This window comes from Novosphingobium rosa NBRC 15208, from assembly GCF_001598555.1.
Lineage (GTDB): Bacteria > Pseudomonadota > Alphaproteobacteria > Sphingomonadales > Sphingomonadaceae > Novosphingobium > Novosphingobium rosa.
Window position 1 is genome coordinate 1 of record NZ_BCZE01000019.1, and the last position, 21167, is coordinate 21167.

General features: G+C 64.7%; 27 protein-coding genes. 12 read left to right on the top strand and 15 right to left on the bottom strand.

Annotated features, from left to right (window positions below; translation table 11 throughout):
* The 7 genes from SR3_RS07420 to SR3_RS07445 all read right to left on the bottom strand — a co-directional run.
* The coding region (locus SR3_RS07420) for a phage tail tape measure protein (protein WP_218018775.1) at positions 1–2190 on the bottom strand (2190 nt) is incomplete at its 3' end.
* A gap of 4 nt (positions 2191–2194) precedes the next feature.
* Complete coding sequence (locus SR3_RS30470) at positions 2195–2329, bottom strand: GpE family phage tail protein (protein WP_084455150.1); 135 nt, start codon at positions 2327–2329, stop codon at positions 2195–2197.
* A complete protein-coding gene (locus SR3_RS07425) occupies positions 2329–3048 on the bottom strand; it encodes a phage tail assembly protein (protein WP_068083119.1) in 720 nt (239 codons plus the stop codon). The genes SR3_RS30470 and SR3_RS07425 overlap by 1 nt, the downstream gene beginning before the upstream one ends.
* Before the next feature lie 75 nt (positions 3049–3123).
* Positions 3124–3636, bottom strand: coding sequence for a phage major tail tube protein (locus SR3_RS07430; RefSeq protein WP_068083122.1), 513 nt, complete (start codon positions 3634–3636; stop codon positions 3124–3126).
* A gap of 23 nt (positions 3637–3659) precedes the next feature.
* Positions 3660–4808 carry a phage tail sheath subtilisin-like domain-containing protein gene (locus SR3_RS07435; protein WP_068083125.1) on the bottom strand — a complete coding sequence of 383 codons (1149 nt, stop codon included), beginning with the start codon at positions 4806–4808 and terminating at the stop codon, positions 3660–3662.
* 13 nt (positions 4809–4821) lie between these two features.
* Entirely contained in the window at positions 4822–5169 is a 348-nt protein-coding gene (locus SR3_RS07440) for a GPW/gp25 family protein (RefSeq protein WP_068083168.1), read from the bottom strand.
* 8 nt (positions 5170–5177) lie between these two features.
* On the bottom strand, positions 5178–5714 hold the full coding sequence (locus SR3_RS07445) for a phage baseplate assembly protein V (RefSeq protein WP_068083127.1): 537 nt from the start codon (positions 5712–5714) through the stop codon (positions 5178–5180).
* A 113-nt stretch (positions 5715–5827) separates the two neighbouring features.
* Here SR3_RS07445 and SR3_RS07450 point away from each other — a divergent pair, with 113 nt between their 5' ends.
* Genes SR3_RS07450 through SR3_RS07490 form a run of 11 tightly spaced genes read left to right on the top strand, consistent with a single transcriptional unit; the run spans position 5828 to position 13619 of the window.
* Positions 5828–6820, top strand: a complete 993-nt coding sequence (locus tag SR3_RS07450) for a baseplate assembly protein (protein ID WP_068083131.1) — start codon at positions 5828–5830, stop codon at positions 6818–6820.
* Positions 6817–7368 carry a phage tail protein I gene (locus SR3_RS07455; RefSeq protein WP_068083132.1) on the top strand — a complete coding sequence of 184 codons (552 nt, stop codon included), beginning with the start codon at positions 6817–6819 and terminating at the stop codon, positions 7366–7368. The genes SR3_RS07450 and SR3_RS07455 overlap by 4 nt, the downstream gene beginning before the upstream one ends.
* A gap of 12 nt (positions 7369–7380) precedes the next feature.
* A complete protein-coding gene (locus SR3_RS07460) occupies positions 7381–9306 on the top strand; it encodes a hypothetical protein (protein ID WP_068083133.1) in 1926 nt (641 codons plus the stop codon).
* 17 nt (positions 9307–9323) lie between these two features.
* Positions 9324–9644, top strand: coding sequence for a hypothetical protein (locus SR3_RS07465; protein ID WP_068083137.1), 321 nt, complete (start codon positions 9324–9326; stop codon positions 9642–9644).
* Positions 9644–9886, top strand: coding sequence for a hypothetical protein (locus SR3_RS07470; RefSeq protein ID WP_068083138.1), 243 nt, complete (start codon positions 9644–9646; stop codon positions 9884–9886). Before SR3_RS07465 ends, SR3_RS07470 begins: the two co-directional genes overlap by 1 nt.
* The gene (locus SR3_RS31785) at positions 9867–10103 is read left to right on the top strand and encodes a DUF7940 domain-containing protein (protein ID WP_169805574.1); all 237 of its coding nucleotides are present in this window, start codon (positions 9867–9869) and stop codon (positions 10101–10103) included. The genes SR3_RS07470 and SR3_RS31785 overlap by 20 nt, the downstream gene beginning before the upstream one ends.
* Positions 10096–10689 carry a lysozyme gene (locus SR3_RS07475; protein WP_068083140.1) on the top strand — a complete coding sequence of 198 codons (594 nt, stop codon included), beginning with the start codon at positions 10096–10098 and terminating at the stop codon, positions 10687–10689. The genes SR3_RS31785 and SR3_RS07475 overlap by 8 nt, the downstream gene beginning before the upstream one ends.
* The gene (locus SR3_RS31165; protein WP_157098693.1) at positions 10686–10838 is read left to right on the top strand and encodes a hypothetical protein; all 153 of its coding nucleotides are present in this window, start codon (positions 10686–10688) and stop codon (positions 10836–10838) included. The genes SR3_RS07475 and SR3_RS31165 overlap by 4 nt, the downstream gene beginning before the upstream one ends.
* Positions 10839–10849: 11 nt before the next feature.
* Positions 10850–11503 carry a hypothetical protein gene (locus SR3_RS07480; RefSeq protein WP_068083143.1) on the top strand — a complete coding sequence of 218 codons (654 nt, stop codon included), beginning with the start codon at positions 10850–10852 and terminating at the stop codon, positions 11501–11503.
* Between the two features lie 2 nt (positions 11504–11505).
* Positions 11506–11943: a hypothetical protein gene (locus SR3_RS07485; RefSeq protein ID WP_068083145.1), complete on the top strand. Its 438-nt coding sequence runs from the start codon at positions 11506–11508 to the stop codon at positions 11941–11943.
* Positions 11944–11954: 11 nt separating this feature from the next.
* Positions 11955–13619, top strand: a complete 1665-nt coding sequence (locus tag SR3_RS07490) for a hypothetical protein (RefSeq protein ID WP_068083148.1) — start codon at positions 11955–11957, stop codon at positions 13617–13619.
* 82 nt (positions 13620–13701) lie between these two features.
* Here SR3_RS07490 and SR3_RS07495 read toward each other — a convergent pair whose 3' ends face one another.
* From SR3_RS07495 to SR3_RS07530, 8 genes are all read right to left on the bottom strand, one after another.
* The gene (locus SR3_RS07495) at positions 13702–14187 is read right to left on the bottom strand and encodes a phage virion morphogenesis protein (RefSeq protein ID WP_157098694.1); all 486 of its coding nucleotides are present in this window, start codon (positions 14185–14187) and stop codon (positions 13702–13704) included.
* Positions 14187–14687, bottom strand: coding sequence for a phage tail protein (locus SR3_RS07500; protein WP_068083152.1), 501 nt, complete (start codon positions 14685–14687; stop codon positions 14187–14189). Before SR3_RS07500 ends, SR3_RS07495 begins: the two co-directional genes overlap by 1 nt.
* Positions 14688–14690: 3 nt before the next feature.
* Positions 14691–14909, bottom strand: coding sequence for a tail protein X (locus tag SR3_RS07505; RefSeq protein ID WP_068083155.1), 219 nt, complete (start codon positions 14907–14909; stop codon positions 14691–14693).
* Positions 14906–15202 carry a hypothetical protein gene (locus SR3_RS07510; protein ID WP_068083158.1) on the bottom strand — a complete coding sequence of 99 codons (297 nt, stop codon included), beginning with the start codon at positions 15200–15202 and terminating at the stop codon, positions 14906–14908. Before SR3_RS07510 ends, SR3_RS07505 begins: the two co-directional genes overlap by 4 nt.
* Entirely contained in the window at positions 15202–15789 is a 588-nt protein-coding gene (locus SR3_RS07515; protein ID WP_068083161.1) for a head completion/stabilization protein, read from the bottom strand. Before SR3_RS07515 ends, SR3_RS07510 begins: the two co-directional genes overlap by 1 nt.
* A gap of 167 nt (positions 15790–15956) precedes the next feature.
* A complete protein-coding gene (gene gpM / locus SR3_RS07520) occupies positions 15957–16787 on the bottom strand; it encodes a phage terminase small subunit (RefSeq protein ID WP_084455155.1) in 831 nt (276 codons plus the stop codon).
* Positions 16788–17009: 222 nt separating this feature from the next.
* Positions 17010–18077 carry a phage major capsid protein, P2 family gene (locus SR3_RS07525; RefSeq protein WP_245653816.1) on the bottom strand — a complete coding sequence of 356 codons (1068 nt, stop codon included), beginning with the start codon at positions 18075–18077 and terminating at the stop codon, positions 17010–17012.
* Positions 18078–18141: 64 nt separating this feature from the next.
* A complete protein-coding gene (locus SR3_RS07530) occupies positions 18142–19134 on the bottom strand; it encodes a GPO family capsid scaffolding protein (RefSeq protein ID WP_068083164.1) in 993 nt (330 codons plus the stop codon).
* Between the two features lie 167 nt (positions 19135–19301).
* Between SR3_RS07530 and SR3_RS07535 the strand changes: the two genes are divergently transcribed.
* Positions 19302–21167 (top strand): terminase large subunit domain-containing protein (locus SR3_RS07535; RefSeq protein ID WP_084455156.1); only part of this gene is annotated, 1866 nt, incomplete at its 3' end.

Consider the following 21167-nt stretch of genomic DNA (forward strand, 5'->3'; position numbering starts at 1 on the left):
AGGGCGCGCCGCCGCCGCCATCGGTGAGGCAGCAGCCAGCGCGCCAGCCACGCCCAGACCCATGCGGCGAATCGGCTGAAGCGGGCGAGGGGGCGGCGGCGGTGTGAAGCTGCCCATCATGCCTTGCCCCATCCGCCGCATGGACTGCCGGGCGTGATGGCTGTTGCCATCGACACCATCGGCCAGACCGGTGGCGATATGGCCGCCCATCTGCATCATCAGGCGCGAGGGGCTCTTGATGCCGAAGAAGTTCTTGAAGGCGGTGATGCCGGCCCGGGCGATTTCCACCAGGCGCGCAGACAGGAGGCCGGGATTGATGGCCATCAGCAGGCCCGACATCATGGCGCCGCCGATGGTCTTCATCCAGTTGGGCAGGGGGGCGATGGCGGCTTTGACCATGGCCACGCCCCGGTTGTAGACGCCGGTGATCCGGTCCCAATTGCGGTAGATGACATAGGCGGCCACGGCGATGGCCGCGCCGATGGCCACCCATGACAGGGGGATGGCCAGCAGCACCGGCAGCAGGAAGCGCCCTGCCGTGGCCACCACGCGGAAGACGCTGGCGATGCGGGGGAAGACCGCCGCGATGGACCCCAGCGCGCGATAGCGGCTCCACAGCGCCCATAGTTCGGCCACGGGCCCAAGCAGATAACCGAAGGCGATCTTCACCACCGACAGGCCGACGCGCAGGCCGATCAGGCTGGTGACCGCCGTGCCGATCCATTTGAAGGCGGTGGGGTGGGCATTGCCAAAGGCGGTGATGCCCTTGAGCGCTGACGTGGCCAGCTGAAGCCCGCGCGTCATCTGATCGAGCATGCCGCCCTTGGTGCCCGCCACCACAAGGAAGTTCTGCCAGGCGGCGGTCATCTGGCCCTGCCGCCCGAAGAAACTGTCCTTGGTCTGGCCATAGGCCTGCTCCAGCCCTTCGGTCTTCTGATAGGCCGCGCGACTTTTCAGGATCGTGGGCAGCTGCTTGTCGATCAGGTTGAAGAGCTTGCCGCCCTCCCTGCCGAACAGCAGCATGTTCTCGCGCTGGATGTCCTTCACCCCGGCGGCCTCATAGCGTTTGCGCAGCGAGACGTAGAAATCCACCGGGCTTTCCTGCAGCTGCTTGGCCAGATCGGCGCGCAGCGGGTTCTCGCCATTCTTGAAGGCTTTGATGCCATCCACCTTGTTGTAGATGATCTTGCCGTTGTCCCACGCGCCCAGGCGCACCAGCTCACGCATCGCCGCCTGATTTTTGACCATGCCGTTCGCACGGCTGTAGACGCCGGTGAGGCCCACGCCCGCGCTTTCGTGCAGCTCCGCGATCAGCGGTTCGAAATCGGCGAACATGGATTGCGCCGTCAGCTTCATGCCCGCCGTGCCCGCCTTGGCGAGGAACGACTGGTAATTGGCAGGGTTGACGTTGCCGCCGCTCGACTGGATCGCGCGGAACAGACCATCGGAGAGCTGCGCGGCGCGCTCGGGCGAATTCATGCCGCCCGCCTGCTCGATGAAGCGCAGGAAATAGCGTTCCTGATCCTCGCTCAGCTCATGGCCCAGCGCCTTGCTGGTGGTCATCAGCTTGGCCATGATCGGCGCCATCACCTTGGCGCCCGCCAGCTGCTCGGCGAGGGAATGCTCGCCGCTCTCGCGGAAGGCGCCCTGCGCCTCCACGATGTAGCGCAGGTTGTCCTTGATGCTGGACCCGGCCACATCCATCGCATTGGCATAGGCGGTCAGATCCTTCACCGCCGCATTGCCCAGACCCAGCACGCGCAGGCGGTTGGTCATGCCCTCCACCTCGCCACCGGCCTTGGCCATGGCCACGAAAGGCGCTGCCGCCAGCCCGGCCCACATCAGCTCGGATCGGCCTTCGCTGACGTAGCGCTGGCCCTGCTGGTGGATGGCAGCAGTACGGGCACCGATCTGGCTGAGACGCGCGCGCTGCTGCAGCGCGCCGTTCACCCTGCCGATGGCCCCGGCCAGCTGGCGTTCCTTGTCGATCAGGGTGGTGATGTTGCCGGTGGCGCCGCGCATCTCGCGCTGCACATCGCGCATCTGGCGGGAGAGGTCGCCCGCCTCCTTCTTCAGCCCGGCAACGCTGTCCTTGCCCTGCTTGCCAAGGCCGATGATCGACTTGAAGGCCGGGGACAGCTGATCGACGCCCAGAAACTGGACGATCAGGGAAAGCTTGTCTCCGGCCATGGCCTCATGTTCCTTCCTTGGGCACGCGCATCGTGTTCCAGCGCTCCACGGCCAATTCGCGCCAGTGGCGCAGTTCTGCGGGGGGTAAGTGTCTCAGCTCGCTGAGCGGCCAGTGAAAGATGGCCGCGACATCGGCCATCAGCTCATCGACAGTGCCATCTGCATCCTCTGGTCGCGCTCCGCCCGCTGCTCCGCCGTCAGAAAAAAACCGGCGATCACCTTGCCCAGACGGTAGAGGTCCACGGGATGAAGCGTGCCCACCTCGGCAGGTTTCAGCTTGGCCAGGGCGATGCGGGGCAGCAGGGTCAGCATCGAGCCGATCCGGCAATTGGCCAGCTCGGGCAGTTTCAGGCCACGGATGGCGCCGCTGTCCGGCTCGCGCAGGGTGATGCTCTCGACGGGACCGGCTTCGGTCTGCAGCGGATGGATCAGGTTGATGGTGAGCGGGTCGGTGGAGGGCAGCTTGTCGCTGTCGACCAGGAAGAACTCGATCACCGTGGTGCTGCACTGGCTGAGGTCGATCCAGCGCAGCTTTTCCACCTCGCTGGCGTGGATGAAGGGATCGGCGATGCGCGGCACCAGATCGATGATCGAATCCACATCGCCGTTGATGAGGTCGAACATGTCATAGGTCGCCAGCTCGCGCGCCAAAGGCACGCGCAGGGACAGCGTGGCCACCGTCTTCCCGCTCTTGCGCTCGATGGGATAGCTGAGGGTGACCAGCCCGGTGGGCTGGGCCGGTTCGGCATCCTCCGCATCCTCGACCAGCTCGGCGGCATCGGCAGGCGCGCTGGTAACAACGGGGGAAGGGGTGGCGCGCGGGGCGCGGGGAGTGGTTCGGGCGGCGGGCTTGCTCATCGGTCTGTCCTTCACGCGGGCAGCGGGTCTAACCCCCGGCGCGCCCGCACACGCCGGGGGCTAGTTCGTGGCCGATCAGCTTATGCCGAGGGCGGCGCGGATGGCGGCGGTCATGTCTTTGCCCATCACAAGGAAGACGTTGTTGAGCACGTCGATGGTGATCCAGTTCACGCCATCCACGTTCAGCTCGTAATAGGCGCAGGTCATCTTGCGCTTGACGGTGCTGACGGTACCCTTTTTCTGGGTGCCGAAATCCAGCTCCGTCACCTTGCCGTGGGAGATCACCTCAACCGCCTGGACATCGCCGGAGCCGTCTTCCTGATAGGCGCCGGCAAAGCGCAGCTGCTTGCCATCGAAGGCAGGCAAGCCAAAGCCGCTGATCGTCGTCTGGTTGAGGCTGTTGTGGGTGTATTCGAAGACAAGCTTGTCGATGCCCATGGTGATGTCGAGCGGGGCCAGCATGCCGCCGGAGAACCACTCTTCCAGTTTGAGGGCCAGCTTGGGGATGGTGCATTCCGGCACTTCGCCCTGCTGGCTCTCGCCATCATCGAACAGGATCATGTCCTTCAAAACGGAAGGGAAACCCATGGTATTGTCTCCTCAGGGCGCGATCAGGCCGCCTGCAGCAGCGAGGCGAAATCGGCGTAATAGGTGCTGGTGATGGTCTGATTCAGCGTGGTGCCTTCCGCCGGGGCGCAGGGCGTGAAATCGTAGCTGATGGTGAGCTGACCGGCGGCGAGCTGGTCAGCGGTGTTGAGCGCCGGATCGAAATAGGCGTTGGCGCCCATGATGAAGCGCTGGGTCTTCATCTTGCGGAAAGCCGCATTGATGCTGGCCAGCAGATCGCGCACCAGGGCATCGGTGATCGGTTCATCGGTGGCACGGTCCAGCACCGCCTGCTCGATCGTGTCGGCCAGCACCTGACTGGTACGCACTGCGCTCTCGAAGGCATAGAAGGGCTCGCTGGAGCAGGTGCGGTTGCCCCAGAAGCGCCAGCCATTCCGGCGATACATGGTGGTGATGTTGGCGTTGTTCAGCACGCCTGCATCGCTGCTGGCGCCATCCATCGTCCAGGACACGTCATGTTCGAGCCCCGTCACGCCCGGCACCACCACATTGGAAAGCGTTTTGTGCCAACCCTTGGTGGCATCGATGTAGGCCCGCATGGCGAGCGCGCGGGCTTCGACATCGGGTCCGAGGCCGCTGGTGTTGGGCCAAATCGCCATCAGCTCCATGTCGCCATAGTCGGCGACCTCCGTCACAGCAGCATCGCGCGTGGTGGCATCAGGCACCTTGGCATAGACCATGCTGCGCAGAGACTTGGCCACGCTGACCAGCGACGTGATCACGCTGCCGTCAGTCAGCCCGGGGGTGCCAAGGATGCGCGGGCGCGAGCCGGTAAGTTGCTCGGCCATCAGCAGCGCCTGCACGCCAGTATATCCGCCTACCGAGGTGCCCGCGACCAGGGCGGCTTGCTGGGTCGCATCGGGGTTGGTGGCCACGCGTACCACGATCACCTGCGGGCTGCAGATCGTGGCGATAGCGGTGAGGGTGGCGGCCAGCGTTCCTTCCTTGCCTGCCTTGGCAATGGCACCGCGCACATCGGTGATCAGCACCGGGCGATCGAGGGGGAAGGTTGCAGCATCGGCATCGCTGGAAGTGGCAACCAAGCCAATAACTGCGGTTGCCACTGTGGTGATTGCCAGCGCGCCGCTGGTGAGAAGGTTGGTTTTGACGCCATGAAAGATCGAGGTGGCCATGGGGATGCTCCGGTCAGGCAGTGGTGGCGAGCGGGATGGAAGCGCGGGAAAGGGCATTGGAGACGGTGGAGCCCTTGCGGACCCATTCCGTGTCGAAGACAGCCTGGCCGCCTGCGACATCGCCGCTGAGCTTGGCGAACTTCAGCGTGATCCGCTTTTCCCAGTGCTGGATCGCCTGCACGCAGGCCGCGACCTGCAGCTGGCGGGTCACATCGTTGAGCGGAAGGTCCGCCAGCTGCAGCAACAGGGAGCCGTAATCTTCGAGCCGCACGCGAGAGCCGATGGGCGTGGTCAGGATGTCCCAGATGGACTGGGCGATATGATCGTCGCCTTCCAGCGCGGCGCCGGTGTCGCGGTTCATGCCCGTGGTCATTGCGGCGGGTCCGAAAGGGCGCCGCCGCGCGTGATGTTGGGGTGCTTGTGGCCCTTGCCGCTGATCCCGGCGGCGATCACATCGACATCGGCGGTGATAGTGCCGGTGCAGTGCAGATCGCCCTCAAGGGTGCTGCCGCCCGGTGCCACGATTTTCAGGGCGCCGCCGTCGGGCAGGGCGACGGTGAGCAGATGGCCCTCGGGATCATAGGAGAGGCGCGCGCCGTCGAGAAATTCGATGATGGAGGTCAGATCATCGCCCAGCGCGCCGAACAGATCATTGACCAGGCCGCGCAGGGCCACGCCCGCGCCGATCTCCCCGCCCGGGCAGAGCAGCACCACATCCTCGCCCTGCGCAGGCGGGTTCCATGTGCGCGTCTTGCCCATGGAGAATTCGATCCAGCGAATGGGCGTGGTCTGGCTGTCATCGTCCAGAGACACCACGATGCGCGCCGCCTTCAGATCGACGCTGGCAATCTTGCCGAAGCGGATCAGCTTGTCGGGATCGGTAGGGGCGTCTTCAGGCGTTGGCATGGCCTTACCCTGACCGGCCACCGGCCAACCGGCCAGCGTGCCGGGTTGTGAGGCGCTAGGCTGACAACGCGCGCGGGTGGCGGAAGGGGCCGGGCAGCGCTGATACCAGCGACATGGCCAACACCTCCGCAATCGACCTGTCGCTTTTGACCGCGCCCACGCTGGTGGACCCGACGGATTTCGACACGGCCTATGCGGCCAACCTTGCCATCGCCCAAAGCCTGATGCCTGACTTCGACGCGACGATGGACAGCGATCCTGTCGTGAAGGTGCTGCAGGCCTTTGCCTATCGCGAGGTGCTGCTGCGGGCCCGGGTGAACGATGCCGCTCGCGCGGTGATGGTGGCCTATGCGCTGGACGCCGATCTGGATCAGCTGGGGGCGCTGATGGGCGTGGCCCGCCTGACCATCACTCCCGCCGATCCCACAACCGGCGCTGCAGCGGTGATGGAAACCGACGATGATTTCCGCCGCCGCATCGTGCTGGCGCCGCAGGGCTATTCGGTGGCCGGGCCCGAGGGGGCCTATATCTTCCATGCCCTGTCGGCCAGCAGCGACGTGCGGGATGCTTCCGCCACCGCGCCCCAGCCTGACGACATCAAGGCGCTGGTGATTGCCCTGCTGCAGGAGCGCGCGGTGGATGCCGCCGTGGTGACCGACATGCAGACCATGCTGGATAATGCGGTCTGGCCGGGCACGGTGGAGGTGACGATCCTGTCTCGCACGGGCGATGGCACGGCACCGCAGGCGACCATCGACGCGGTGCTGGCGGCCCTTTCGAGCGATACGGTGCGCCCGCTGACTGACTTTGTGACGGTCAAATCCACCGAGGCGGTGCCCTATTCGGTCGATGCCACGCTCTATTTCGATGATGGGCCCGACCGATCCGTGGTGCTGGCCGCAGCGCGGGACCGGCTGCAGACCTATATCACCATGTCGCTGCTGCTGGGGCGCGATATCGTGCGCGCGGGCCATATCAGCGCCCTGATGCCGCAGGGCGTGCAGAATGTCGATTTGCGCAGCCCCGCTGCGGATCAGGCGCTGAGCGACCAGCAGTCGCCCAACTGCATCAGCATCAATCTGGTTGATGGCGGGGTGGCGGGATGACCGATCTGGCGACCATCCTCCCGCCCAACGCGACCGAACTGGAGCTGATGCTCGATGGCGTGGCGCAGACCCGCGTGGACGGCATCGACACGCCGCTGCGCAAGCTGTGGTCCGCGCAGGATTGCCCGGAAAACCTGCTGCCCTGGCTGGCATGGACGCTTGGCGTTGAAAGCTGGGATCCGACCATGCCCCTGGCCCTGCGCCGGGCACGCGTGGCGCAGGCGATCCCGATCCATCGGCGCAAGGGCACCGTCAGCTCGATCCGCGATGTCATCGCCTCCTATGGCGGCATCGCGGTGATGACGGAATGGTGGCAGCAAGTGCCCAAGAGCATCCCGCATAGCTTCACCCTTTCCATCGCACTGGGCGGGCAGGCCACGCCGCCCACCGCCGATTTCATCAACGGCATGATCGCCGATGTGACGCGCGCCAAGCCGCTGCGCTCCTTTTTCACCCTCACCCTCGCGCTGAACCTCACCGCCACCCTCGGGCTGGTTGGCGCCGCGCGTCCAGCCTCTTTCGCCCGCCTGACCTGCCGCGAGGCCTGACCGGAGCCCCCCATGTCCACCGCCCTTAACATCACGATCACCGACGCTGGCCGCGCGGCGCTGATCAACCCCGCCAACACCGGCACCAACGCGCTGGTCATTGCTGCTGTGGGTATCTCGGGGGTTGCCGTAACGCCCGATCACACGGCCACCAGCCTGCCCAACGAAATGAAGCGGGTGCCGACCGTGGGCGGTCAAATGGTGGCCGCTGACGTGATGCATGTGACCATGACGGACAGCAGTGGCGATGCCTATTCTGTGCGATCTTTCGGCATCTATCTGAGCGACGGCACACTGCTGGCGATCTATGGTCAGGCAGATCCGATTCTGACGAAGACTGCCGCATCGGAGGCGTTGCTGGCTGTCGACCTGCAGCTGGCTTCGGTGCCTGCCGCTCAAATCACCTTTGGCGCCACCGAATGGTTGAACCCGCCCGCCACCGAAAGCACCCCGGGCGTAGCGCGCCTGGCTACGGCTTCGGAAGCACTGGCGGCCGTCGACACGCTGATCGCGCTGAGCCCGGCGCGCGCCAAAGGCGCGCTGCTGGGCTGGCTGCTGAGCATGGACGGCGCCGGTTCGGGCATCGACACCGATCTGTTCCGGGGCCTGCCGCCTGAGTATTTCACCAACATCGTCGCCCGCCTCGGCTTCACCCCGGCGCGTGGGCAAGGAATGCTGGGCAACGTCGATCTGAATTTAGCCATCACCTCGGGCATGTATCGCGTTGAGCAACCCGTGAATGGCCCGGCCAACGTCAACTATGGCCAGCTGCTGGTGATCATGGGCGGTGGTGATACGATCACGCAGATCCTAAGCTCATATTCCGATGGGGTGTTGTGGACCCGCTCGGGCAACCCCGGAAATCTCGGCGGCTCGGGCGGATGGAGCCCATGGACATCGCTGGTGCGGGCGACGTCCCCTCAGGCCTATTCCGCCGCCGATGTCCTGGCCAAGTTGCTGACGGTCGATGGCGCGGGGTCTGGTGTCGATAGCGACAGGCTGCGCGGCTATGCCTGGGACTCCGGGCAGAATGTGTCTTTCGGCACAATCTGGGGTAACATGCTTTACACGGCCAGCAATGGCTTGGGCCAGAATGTTGCGATTGGCGATGATGCTTGGATCGGTGATGTGAACATCACCGATGCCATCGGTATTCGAGGCCAGCAGAATGGCAATCGCGGCTACATCGCCTTCGGCACTGGCACGCAGGGGCTTGGTGCTGAATATGGCGGCGATCTGACCTTCGGCGGCTACCAGATTTGTCATACCGGCAACGATGGTGCCGGTTCGCCTTTCGATGCAGGGCTGTTCTGGGGGCAAGCGCCGTCATATTATACAAACATCCAGGCGCGCCTTGGTTTCAACCCGGTGCGTCAAGGCGGCGGATCTGGGCAGGGCGACAACACGATCTACATTGGTTGGTCGGGGTCGCGCGTAAAGATACAGGTCGATGGCAGCGATCAGGGCAACTTGCTCACCGATGGATGGGCTGGCGCCGGTGTGACCGGCTTCAACGGCACGGCCATGCGCCGCAATGGCTGGGATCTCTATGGCCCGGACAATGATGGCGCCGGTTCGCCTGTCGATGCGGGCGTGTTTTGCGGCCACAACATCGATGAATTTGCCTTCAAGGCGAACACGATTGGCTTCGGCCAGTCTGCGCAGAATGTTGCCGGAATTCGGGGGTTCAACCAGAATTATGTGAACGACACAGGCCGGGCCTTCTTCCTGACGATCAATGTCACCTATCCTGCCGGTGGCAGCAATATCTGGCTGATCTACGTCGATGGCGTGGAGGTCGGCTACAACTCGGGCAACTCGTCCACGAACACCTCGGGCATGCTCTGCGCGCTTGTTCCCGCTGGCAGCACCTACTCCGCCAACGTGCCCACCGGCACCGTTCAGCTGCGCAGCTGGACCGAGATGCGCAACGTCTAAAATCAGGAGAAAATTTGATGACCGATACGGCCACCACCGGCGCCGCCAATGCCGAACCCACCGTTGAAACCACCGTTGGCGAGCCCTCCGGCACGCCCCTGAGCGTGGAGGTCACCTTCGTCTACAAGGATGTGCCCTTCACACGCAGCGTGCCCGCCTGCCTCGATGCGAGCGGTGCCTATGACGAAACCGCCACCGCCGCCCGGATCGCCCTGCACGCCAACACGATGCGGTATCGCGTGGACAATGGGCTGCTGACCAAGCCGGAGCCGCAGCCCACGCCGGAAGCCGAAACCGGCGAAGACGCAGCCGCCGCCGAACCCGAAGCGAAAACCTGATGGCCGATGTCAGCCCGCTGGCCGTCATGGCCCAACCCGGATCGCGCCCGGCCCTGAATTTCCTCTCCACCGGGTGGGTGATGTTCGTGACGTCCTTCTTCGATCTGCTGCCCCACATCGCCCAGCTGGTGGGCGCCGCCGTGCTGCTGATCACCTTCTGGGAAAAGCCCACGGTGCAGGGCTGGGTCGCCCGCATTCGCGCCTATCTCGCGGAAAGGAACAATGATGCGTCTGGTCGATGATGCGCGCAACTGGTGGCGCTGGTGGAGCGTTCAGGTTTCCGCCCTGACAGCGATTGCTGTTGGCTGGGCAATGGCTTCGCCCCAGCAGGTGTTGGGTCTGGTAACTTATGTCCCCGAATTCTGGCGTCCAGCAGTTGGAGCGCTGGTTGGGTTGTGCCTGTTCAGCCTTCATAGCGGCGCCCGCGTTACCCAGCAGGGGGGCAAAGCGAATGGCTGATGCCGCCCAGAACGCCGACACCAGCACCAAGGGGCTGGGGCGCAAGACGCTGGCCGCCATCGTTGGTGGCCCCACCGCGCTGCTGCTGTTGACCCAGATCCCGGCGGAAGAAAGCGGGCGCAAGGTGGCGGTGACCATCGCGCCCAGCGGGCAGGCGACGATCAAGCATGTGAGCGGGCCGCAGTATCTGCGCACCTATCTGGACATGGTGGGCGTGGCGACGGCCTGTGACGGCCTGACGGGCGAGGGCATCAAGATCGGCAAGAGCTTCACCGAAGCGCAATGCTCGATCATGCTGGAAGCGCGCCTGGCAGACACCGCCAGCCATGTGATGGACTGCACCCCCGGCCTCGCGCTGACGCTGCCACGCCGCGACAATGCGCGCTTCGCCGCCGTCTCGCTGGCCTACAACATCGGGTGGCCCACCTATTGCCGCTCCACCATGCGCGCGCAGCTCAATGCGGGGCGGATCGGCCCGGCCTGCGATGCGCTCACCCTGTTCAACAAGGCCGGTGGCCGCGTGGTGGCGGGGCTTGTCTCCCGGCGCGGGCGGGAGCGGGCCTATTGCGTGAAGGACGTGGCATGACAGGCCTTCTGATCCTTGCGGTGGGCGTGCTGATCGGCCTGTGCCTCGGCAGCGGTGGCGGCTCGCCTCCGGCGCGGGGAGGCTACCAGCCCAAGGCGCCGTCGATGCGTGATTGTGGTTCCAGCAAGCCACCTTTCCCCAGAAAGTGAAGGGAAGCGGTATGTTTCAGATCCCGAAAATCCCCGTGCGCGTGATGGCCGAATACCTGGGCCTGCTGCTCGCCCTGATGGCGCTGGGCATCCAGCAGCTGCGCATCACTGGCGTGAAGCTGGAGCCCAAGTTGGGGCCGGTCCACTTCGTGCTGATCGACATGCCGGGCTGGCGCCAGCGCGCGCTGGACGCGGAGAAGGAGCGTGATGCGCTGAAGACCGCCGGGCAGCAGGCCCGCGCCGCGCAGATCGCCCAGAACAGGAAACCGGCGGTCATCAGCCGCCAGATCGCGGAGAAGATCGATGCTCAAGCCCCTGCCTATGCCGCGCGCGTTGACGCGGCTGTCGCTGCCTATGCTCGCGCTCACCCTGTGCCTGTCTGCCTGCGGGTGTCCGCCGCCCAAGGCGGTGTTGCCAGCGGACCCGGTGCCGGTGGCGCCGCTGGTGTTGCCCAAGGCGGCAGTGGGCAAGACGTATCACCCGGAATGGTGGCCATCAGCGTCGCCAGCCTCCACGGCTTTGCCGACAACACCCGCGACCTCGACATCCTCCGCGCCTACTTCGCCTGGCTGATCGCCAAGGGGCTGGGCGTGGTGGGCACGTCGCAAGCCGATGATCCGGCCCCGCCGGCACCCAACTCTCACCCATCGCCCGAGAAGGAATGACCATGGCCGATATCACCTATACCGATGCGACGGGACTGAAGCGCAAGCGCCGCGATCTGGGCGACGGATCCTTTGCCGATGTGGTGGCGAGCGTTTCGCCTTCCGCTGCCGCTGCCAGCTCCACGCCGCTTGCCGGGAGCGTCAACGATACGGTGGCGCATGTTTTCGGCCCGTTCACGCCGCAGCTGGCGCGCGATATCTGGGCCACGCTGGTTGGCGCAGCCGCCACAGGCTCGGCGCAGCTGCTGCGCTCCACCGATGCGGGCGCCAGCAAGGCCGGGCTGACGGCGGGCGGCAAGGCATGGGCTGGCTGGTCTTTCAGCGCTGTGACGGGCTCGATCGTCAACGAGCCGGTCGGCACCGAGTCCGACGCGGCGGCCACCTATTATCTCGCTGTCACCCTGACGGCGGGCTCTCTCACCTATCGCGTCGCGCAGTAAGGAGGCGCCAGATGGTTACAGCAGCAGCAGCCTTTGGTGCGGCAGGGGATGCCCAGACCAGTGCCAGCAAGGCGCTGACGAAGGCCAGCCTGCCGTTGGCGGTCAACGTCTTCGACCCGCTCGATTCCGATGTGAGGCTTGGCTGTTACGCCAGTTACACGGACGGCCAGATCTACAACAACATCGCCTTCAACCTCACCGGCTACATCAAGGTGCAGGAAAGCCAGACCTATTTCCGGATGTACGCGCCGTTCAACACGTCCACTGATTATTGGGGCGTGACCTCGGGCATGATCGTGTTCCTGAAGGCCGACAAGACCTTCCATTCCGGCCTGAATGTTACCGCTGAGTCCTTCACCATCCCCAGCGGTGCAGAATACGCGCAAATTTCCGTTCCGGCCGCAATGTGGTGGTCCTTCCAGCTGTGGCAGACCTCGGCCACGTCAAGCACCGGATGGAAGCCCAGCTCGAACCGCGAGCCTCGGGAATGGGCCCACGGCTTCCAGCTGAAATCGCTGCGCCAGACGCGGATGCGGGCGGGCAATCTCATCATGGGGCTGGTGCCGACCCAGCAGCTGGTGGTGAACCTGCTGGGCGACAGCTATTTGCAGATCGCCAGCAAGACCACCACCGCCCTGGCCAATCGCGCCGTGGCACGCCTTGGCGATGCTGGCGGCGGTTGGGTCGGCTTTGGCTTTCTGGCCGGAACCGGCGCGGGCACAGGGCCTTGGACAGCGGGCAATCAGCCCGCCAACCTCAACGGCAATGCCCGGCCAGCGCTCTATCCGTGCCGCATCTATGGCAACCCGACCCCGGCCTACTACACCGAGAACATGTGCGATTGCGCATCGCTCACGCTCAATCCGGGCGATGCGGTGGAGATCGACTTTCCGGCGGCTCCGGCCATCAGCGCCATTCCCTTGCACTGGATCGGCACGGGCAACGGCACGCTGCGCTATGGCTTCGGGGCCACACAGGGCGCGCTGCCTACATCATGGACGACCCAGAATGTCGCAGGCACCGCCGGCACCAGCGCCCTGACGAACCTCAGCCTGACGGGGCTCGTTCAGCCGGGCACGCTGCGCATCGAGGGCGTGACCGGAACCTGCAAGCTCGGCGGCGTGAACCTCAAGAGCAATGCCGGTGGTGTACGGTTCAACAAGATCGCGGCCACGGGTGGCAGCTGGTCGGGGTGGGCCGGGCTCAATCAGGATCAATGGCAGACCTCTTTCGCCGATCTGGGCGGCCATCTCACGATCATTCAGGACGGGCGGAACAGCCAGGCGGCAACCACCGCTGCCCTGACCCGGGATGCGGCGTTGAAGGAGATCATCAACCGCGTGCGGGGCAAGACCACCGCCAATCCCAAGCCGACGATGGCCATGGACGTGCTGATCTACACCTCATGCGAGAACTCGGCGGCGGGGCGAACCGTCGCGATATCGTCGTATGCGCGCATGGATCGGCGCCGGGCCTATTTGGCGCGTTGCGCGCATATGGATGGGCAGGTGTCCATCGGGTGGCCTGATTTCCCGGCTGAGGTTGCTTGGGACGGGCCATTCCCGGCGATGTCCAATGACGGAGGCGGGCCCGCGCAATCGATCCACCTTGCGGCATTGTGGGGCGGAACGATCATGGCCGTGGACGTGCTGGAGGTGCTGATCCCGAACAGTTGAGGCGTTCGACTTCATCAATCAAGAAGCCCCCGCCAGCGAGAGCTGCAGCGGGGGTTTCATCATCGGGCTGGTCTGACTGCTGTCAGGCCAGCCCTTTTCCTTCCAGAAAGGCCAGGGCTGCGGCCATGATGTCCTGATCGTCACCTGCACCATGCCCCAACAGGCGCCGGGCTGGGTATCGAACCTTGATCGAGTTGGCGATGCGCGGATCCACCGGCGCCTCTTTCCCGAAATGATGGACCTCGGCGGTTTCCTGCACGCTCGGGTTGAAACGCAGTTCGACGTGATCCGCCGCCGTCTGGATACGCATGTTGCGGGCCAACTCGATTCGCCGGAACATCCGACCCTTGCCTTGCATCCTTTTCGCGCGTGGTTTGAGGCGCCGCGGCTTTCCATCCGGGCGCGGCTTGCGCGGCGCCATGGGGGAACCATCGGGTTCCAGATTGGCGGCCACGCGCGCGGCATTCGATGCCCGCAGCTGCTGCCCGATCTTGCGGGCGAGCTGGGCGCGTCGCTGCTCCGACAGATAGGAGGCGTGCTTTTCCAGCCAGCCTTCCAGCTCCTCCATCACGGCTGTTTGGGCCAGACGTGATCGGTGATCTTTGCCGCGCCCTTGCCGGTGGTGGCCCAGACATCCTTCAGCATGCCCAGCACCGGGCCACCGGCAAGGAAGGAGAGGTCCGCTTCGTCCAGATGCTGGAGCGCGAGGGCGCCGCCGTCCGTGGTGGTCACCACGACCTTTTCGGTGAGCGGCAGCTCGATATGCAGATCGACCTTTTCGCTATCCAGATCCTCGGCCTCGAAGGGATAGCCGGGGCGATCATAGCCCAGCAGCTCGGGCTGGTTGCGCCCGGCCCACTGGTTGATGGCGTAGAAGATCAGCGAGGGGTGACAGGTCGTTTCGCGGAAATCGAGTTCCAGCGTGTAGGACCACTGGAAATTGGGGCTGGCCGAGGTGGTTTTGTTGATGTTGCCCTTGGTGGCCACCATCCAGAAGCGCTCGGGATCCTTGGTGAGGCCGGGCAGGGCCGCCTCGATCGCGGCGCGCAGGGTCTGGGCTTTCTGCATGGGTCAGGTCCAGAGCTGGACCACGTCGAGCGTGGCGGGCTGATCGGTGGCGACATCGGGCAGGATGACGGTGATGCCTGCAGGCAGCACGGCGCCGCGCGAGGCGATGCCTGGGTTAAGATTGAGGGCCTGCTCCATCACGCCCCCGCGCGAAGTGCCCAGCACGCGCCAGCACAGCGCGGAGAGCGTTTCCTTGTCGAGCGTGGTGGCCGTGGTGGTCACTGGCCTGCCTTCCCGGTTTTCCGTTCGAGCGTCATGGCCTCTAGGGTTGGACGCGCCATGATGATCCGCTGAAGCTCATGGAGTTTATGCCGGAATTCAGACGTTTCATCCGGGTGGAGGACGGGCAGCTTCAGGTAGGCATTCCACAGGTCTGCCGATATCGCCAATGCATGGCTTTCGGTACAGGTCAGGCCGCCGAGTGTGGGGCCACAAGCATGCGGCGCGGCGCCCGCCATGCCTTTCGCAACACAGTCATCGGAAATGCTCTCGGCGAGCCTTTTGCGGGCCCGCATCAGATCAGCTCCACGGTCACGCGCGTCACGCCTAGCATGTCGCGGACGGCGCCGATCGAGGTGCGGCGATAGTCGTCGCCCACACATTCCATTACATCGACGCGGGGCTGGCCTGCGGCGGTGGTGGCGAGGTCGCGATATTCGTCGGCCAGCTGGCCGGCGGCGGCATAGCGCACGGCGCGGGTGTAGAGGTCGATCAGGCGCGGTTGATCGTTGATCGTCTTTGCCAGCCATGCGGCGCGGGCGGGCTTGTAGCGCGGGCGCGTGGTGGGCAGGCAATGCGCCAGATAGCGCGGGCGGTTGTCGCGCACGCGCAAGGTGAGAAGCTGCGCGGCGGTGACGGTGGCGAGCGTCTCGGCGCCGGCTTCCATCAGATCCGCGCACCATTGCGTCAGATCGCTCGTCACATCCAGCACCGCGCCCTGCAGCGCATTGACCAGGCGGGGGTGGGTGACGAATTCACCGATGCGCAGGGCGTCGCGCGTGGCGGTGCAGTCGATGTCCGGCCACCAGCCATCGCCGGGCACCACCGAATTGGGTGGCGAGGCCGGGGATTGCGGCATGGTGATGAGTGGCGAGCCGGACATCTCTTTTCCTACGGAAAGGGGTGGGGGGTGAGGAAAGGGGCGCCCTGTGGCTGATGCCTCAGGCGTTCCTTGCCGCCCCCCTGGCGCGTGGGCGCAGCTTTATTCGGTGGGCGCGGCGGGCGCGGGTTCGGTGTCGGGTTCGAAGGGCGGGGCGTCGTCGCCCTCGATCAGCTCTTCGACCTTGTGGAAGGCGTTTTCGACGGTTTCCGCGACGGCGTGGGCCGCGCCTGCGATGGCGCTGCCGATGGCTTCGACGGGGTTGCGCACTGGGTCTTCTCCTCTTTGAGTGCCACGGCGGCACGGGAAAGTTGGGCGAGCGTGACTTTGACGCCGCAATGCTGGTCGAGGTGGAGGGCCTTCGTCAGCTCCTCCGTAGCGGCGGCGATCAGCGCCGCCTTTCCTCCGGCCGGCGCGCTTTCGGCGTCGGGATCGAAGGCGTCAGCCTGCGCCTTGAGCGCGAGGCCGATGGCCTTCTGCACCTTGGCGCGGATCTGATCGTGCATGTCCTGATCGGCGGTGAGGTCGCGGAAGGCCTTGAGCCAATCGAGGCTGATGGTGGGCTTCGGCCCCAGCGCATTGTTGGCGGGCAGCTCGGCGATGATGGCGGCGGGCGTGCGGTTGAACTGCACCGGCGAGGCCATCTCATGGAGCAGCACAAGGTTGGCCAGATCGAAGGCCTGTTCCCAATCGCCAATGTCCATGGCCCAGACCATGCAGTGGAACACGATATCGTCCTGCACCGCCTCGGGGCGCTGCTGGGCGCCTTCCAGCCAGTCCGCGTACTGGCCCATCATGGCCGTCTTGACCTCGACCTTGCGGGTGATGGACTGGATGGACTGCAGCTGCCGCAGATCCTCGCCCATGGCGACCAGCAGCAGGCGGTATTCGCGCCCGGCGTCGCTGTCCTCCGCAATCTCCGAGGGGCCGGGGCGCGCGGTGGGCGCGGCGGCCTGCCGGGCCAGAGCCTGTTGCATATGGCGGCGAGCGGGAGAGGTCATGAGCGGCATCCTTTGCGGGGAGGGAGGGGTGGCCCCACCTGCCGGGGCTCAAGAGCAGGTGGGGCCGATGGCCTGTGCGCGCCGTTTGGGAGAGGGATGGGCGGCGGCCAGGCCAAAGGGAGTGGCGGTGCGGTTAGGTGGGGCCTTCCCCGCTTTGCCGGTCATGTGGGCTCACGGTTCTGCCAGCGGCCCCGCCAGCAGACCCGGTCATTGCCCCGGTATTCAGGTGTTTTTGACCGTGATGTTCTCGATCATCAGGGCGTAGCTGGCGTCTTCCAGCACGTAGCCTTCGTTGCTGGAGTTGTAGTCCACCACGCGGTTGTACTGCGGTTCATCGCGCAGCATGCGGCGCTGGGCACCCAGCTGATAATAGAGCGAGATGTTGTCCAGGCGCGTGACGATCACCATACCGGCGGGCAGATAGGGCACGCGGATCGCGGCTTTGCCGCCGATCTTCTTGTCCGTCATGATCACATCGGTGGCGAGCCGATCCATCGGATCCTTCGGCGCGTTGATGATCGGGAAGTATTTGTCGTGGATGATGTCGTCACCCACGATTGCGACCAGATTGGGATCTTTCCGCGCCCAGACCGGCAGCATTTCCTGAATGCAGTCCCAGACCAGCGCATCGACATCGATGTAATCGCCCGCCACGCCGATGGTGACCTTCCCGGCGACCTTGCCGTTGGGCACCGCGCTCATGATGCGCGTCGAGTTGTTTTCGCGCATCCACTGGATCCAGCCCTTGTTCATGCCCGCCAGCGTGGGATCGGCGACCGGGTCGAAGCTGGCGTCGATGCGCACGCCGTTGAAGCCGATCTTGATGCGATCGAGCGCCATGGCCTTGAGCGTCATGTCGCGCATGAAGGTCTGGAAATTCGGGAATTTCGCCCAGCGATCCAGCTTGCTGTACTTGTAGAGGATGTTGAATTCGGTGGGCGAGAGCAGATAGGAAAACTGGTCCAGGCTGGTGGGGTCGATGGGCTTGCGGCGCTCATCGGCATCGGTGTTGGCGCGGCTTGCCACCGAATTGACGATGTCCATGCCCAGCGTCTGGCCAATCAGTTCGTCCACCCCCGGCACGTTGATCATGCCGAGGAAGGCGGACTGCTCCTGCATGCGCTGAATTAGGCGCTGCTGGGGCGTGGGATCGACAGTGAAGGAAATGGCCTCGGCACCGCCGACACGGGCCGGATCGATGCGATTGAGCTGCGCGATCTGCGCGGTGTAGCCTTCCCAGGCGGCGCGCGCACCGTTCGACAGGGCCTGCATGGCTTGAACTCGGGTCATTGACGAAAATCCTTGGGTGGAGGTGGGAGCGATGCGGGCTTGGGAAGGGTAGGGGCGGCGGTGATCAGCAGTCGGTGACTTCGACCTGCGGCGTGCCCGTGGCAGGGCTGCGCTGCTTGAAGTTGGCGTTCGGGATGCTCTCGACGCGGGTGGTCAGATCCTTCACGGCCTTGTCGGTGGCGGCGGTGTTGGCCGCGATGGTGGCGAAGGCCTTGTCGAACTTGCCCATGAAGCCGGTCAGCGCCGTCAGGACGATGGGATCGGCGAAAAGGGCGGCGAGGTTCGCCGGCTGCTGGCCGCTGTTGCCCTGGCTGGGGGGCGTGATGGTGGCGTTGGTGAATTCCGGCACCACGTCCATCTTGGCCAGCGCTTCCGTGATGGCGGCCTGATGTTCCGCCGACATGGCGGTGGCATCGATGGTGACCTTGGCCTTTTCCACCTTCTGGGGCTGCTCGCTGTGCAGGCCCAAAGCCTTCTGGAAGACGCCCAGCAGCTTCTGCAGCGCGCTGGCATCGTCATCATTGCCGATGGAGATGTCCTCGAATTCCAGCGTGGTTTCGGCGGCGGCGGTGAAGAGGTTGTCCTTGTCCTTCTTGCGGTGCGCCAGCGGAGAGGCATCGCCCTTGCCCGCGCAGAACTGCAGCAGTTCGGTGCCGAGGCTGGCCGGGCTGTCCGTCACCGCGAGGCCGACCAGATAGGCCTCGCCGCTGTCAGCGAATTTCGGGTTAACCTCGATCGAGGTGAACAGCTTCTGGCCCGCCTTGTTCATGGCCACCAGCGTGTCGTGGGCGTCGATTTCGGCATAGAGCGCCAGGCGCGTCTCGACCTTGCCGCCGATGGTGAGGTCAACGTTTTCGGTCTTCAGGGACAGCACCTTGCCCAGCGACTGGAACGGCGGATCGGCGGTGATGCCGCGCACATGCTCCATGTTCACCACGGCGGTGTAGGTGGTGGTGTTGTAGTTCTTGGCCATCTGCGTCAGCCACAGACCCTCGATCTGGCGGCCATCGGTGGTGGCGCCTTCGGTGGCGACGCGGAAAAAACGGCTCTTGGGCATGGTGGCTCCGTTGCTGGTCTGTCGCCATGCGGGTGTCGGCGAGGTGTCTGAACGCTCACCAATTCGCCGGGGAGGGGCCTGATTGGCAACGCGCGCGCGTTGTCGGCTCGGCGGCTCACAACGCGAAGGGCTGGGGCCGGGCGCAGGGATCGCCATAGCCTGTTGCCATGGACGATGATGACGGCGGCGAGGTGGTGGATTTCGAAGGGGAGGCCGAGGAGGCCAGCCCCACCGATGATGCGCCCGCCGATGGCGCGGTGGTGCCGATGGCGCCCTTCGTCGCCAAGCGGATCGAGGCGCGCAGCCTCTATTGGCGCGGGTGGGACATCACCCAGATCGCGGCGGAGGTGAAGCTGCCCGTCAGCACGGTCAGCAGCTGGAAGAGCCGCCAGAAGTGGGATGAGGCCAGTGCAATCCAGCGCGCGGAGGAGGGCACGCTTGAGCGCTATCTGATGCTGGTCGCCAAAGAGAAGAAGACCGGCGGCGATATCAAGGAAATCGACCTGCTGGGCCGCCAGTTTGAGCGGTTCGACCGGCGGCGCAAGTACGCGAATGGGGGTAATGAGGCGGACCTCAATCCCAATGTCGAGAACCGCAACAGCCCGGAGGTGAAGGCCAAGAAATCGGCAGGAAAGAACCTGATCACGCCTGAGATGGCCGCCGATCTGCGCGCGGATTTCGAGGCGTCCAACTTCGAATATCAGACCGACTGGATGAGTTCCACGAGCCTGCGCACGCGCATGATCGTGAAGAGCCGCCAGATCGGCGCGACATGGTATTTCGCCCGCGAGCGCCTGCTGGTGGCGCTGGAGGAGGGGAAGAACCAAATTTTCATCTCCGCGAGCCGGGCGCAGGCCAACATCTTCCGCACCTATATCATCCAGTGGGTGCAGCAGGTCTGCGGGGTGGAGCTGAAAGGCTCGCCCATGGAGATCAAGCGAGGCGAGGATGAAAACGGCAAGCCGCTGAAATCGGTCAGCCTGCTGTTTCTGGGCACGAATTACCGCACGGCGCAGGGTTACACCGGCGATACGATCTTCGACGAATGCTTCTGGATTTATGGGTTCGAAGACCTTTTCAAGGTCGCAGGCCCGATGTCCACGCACACGCGGTTTACGCGTACCTTGTTCTCCACCCCGTCGACCATGGCCCACGAAGCCTATGCGATGTGGAGCGGGGAGAAATTCAACAAGCGCCGGGCGAAGGCCGACAAGGTCGAAGTCGACATCACCCATGAGGCCCTAGCCAAGGGTGTGATGGGGCCGGATAGGATCTGGCGCCAGATCGTCACCATTCACGATGCGGTGATGAAGGGCCTAGACCTCGTAGATATCGAGGAGCTGCGCTTCGAAAACAGCGTCGAAGAATTCGCCATGCTGTTCGAGTGCGAGTTTGTTGATGATGGCGCATCGATGTTTCCGCTGGAGTTCATGCGCGGCTGCATGGTCGATAGTTGGGAGGTCTGGAAGGATTACGAGCCCTATGCCTCTAGGCCCTACGAAGGCGAGGTCTGGCTGGGCTATGACCCCAACGATGATGAGGAAGGCAAGGGCGACGACGCGGCGCTGGTAGCGATTGCCGCGCCGACGAAGCCCGGCGGCAAATTCCGCATCCTTGAGAAGCATCGGATGAAAGGGAAGGATTTCGCCGCGCAGGCCGAGGCGATCCGCGCGTGGACGCGCAAATATCGGGTGACCAAGATTGCTATCGACACGACGGGCGTCGGCAGCGCTGTTCTGCAGATTGTGCGCGACTGGTTTCCGTTGGTCACCGCCATCAATTATTCGCCTGTGGTCAAGGGCATGATGGTTCTCAAGGCGAAGAATGTCATCAGCAAACGGCGCCTCGAATTTGATACCGGGTGGCGCGATGTCGTCGCCGCTTTCATGGCGATCCGTCCCAAAATCACGAAGCAAGGCATCACCTATGAAGCCCATCGCGGTGGCGGCATTGGTCACGCCGATCTGGCCTGGGCCGTGATGCACGCCCTCTATTTCGAGCCCCTCGACAGTTCCAAGCCCGCCACTGGCGGG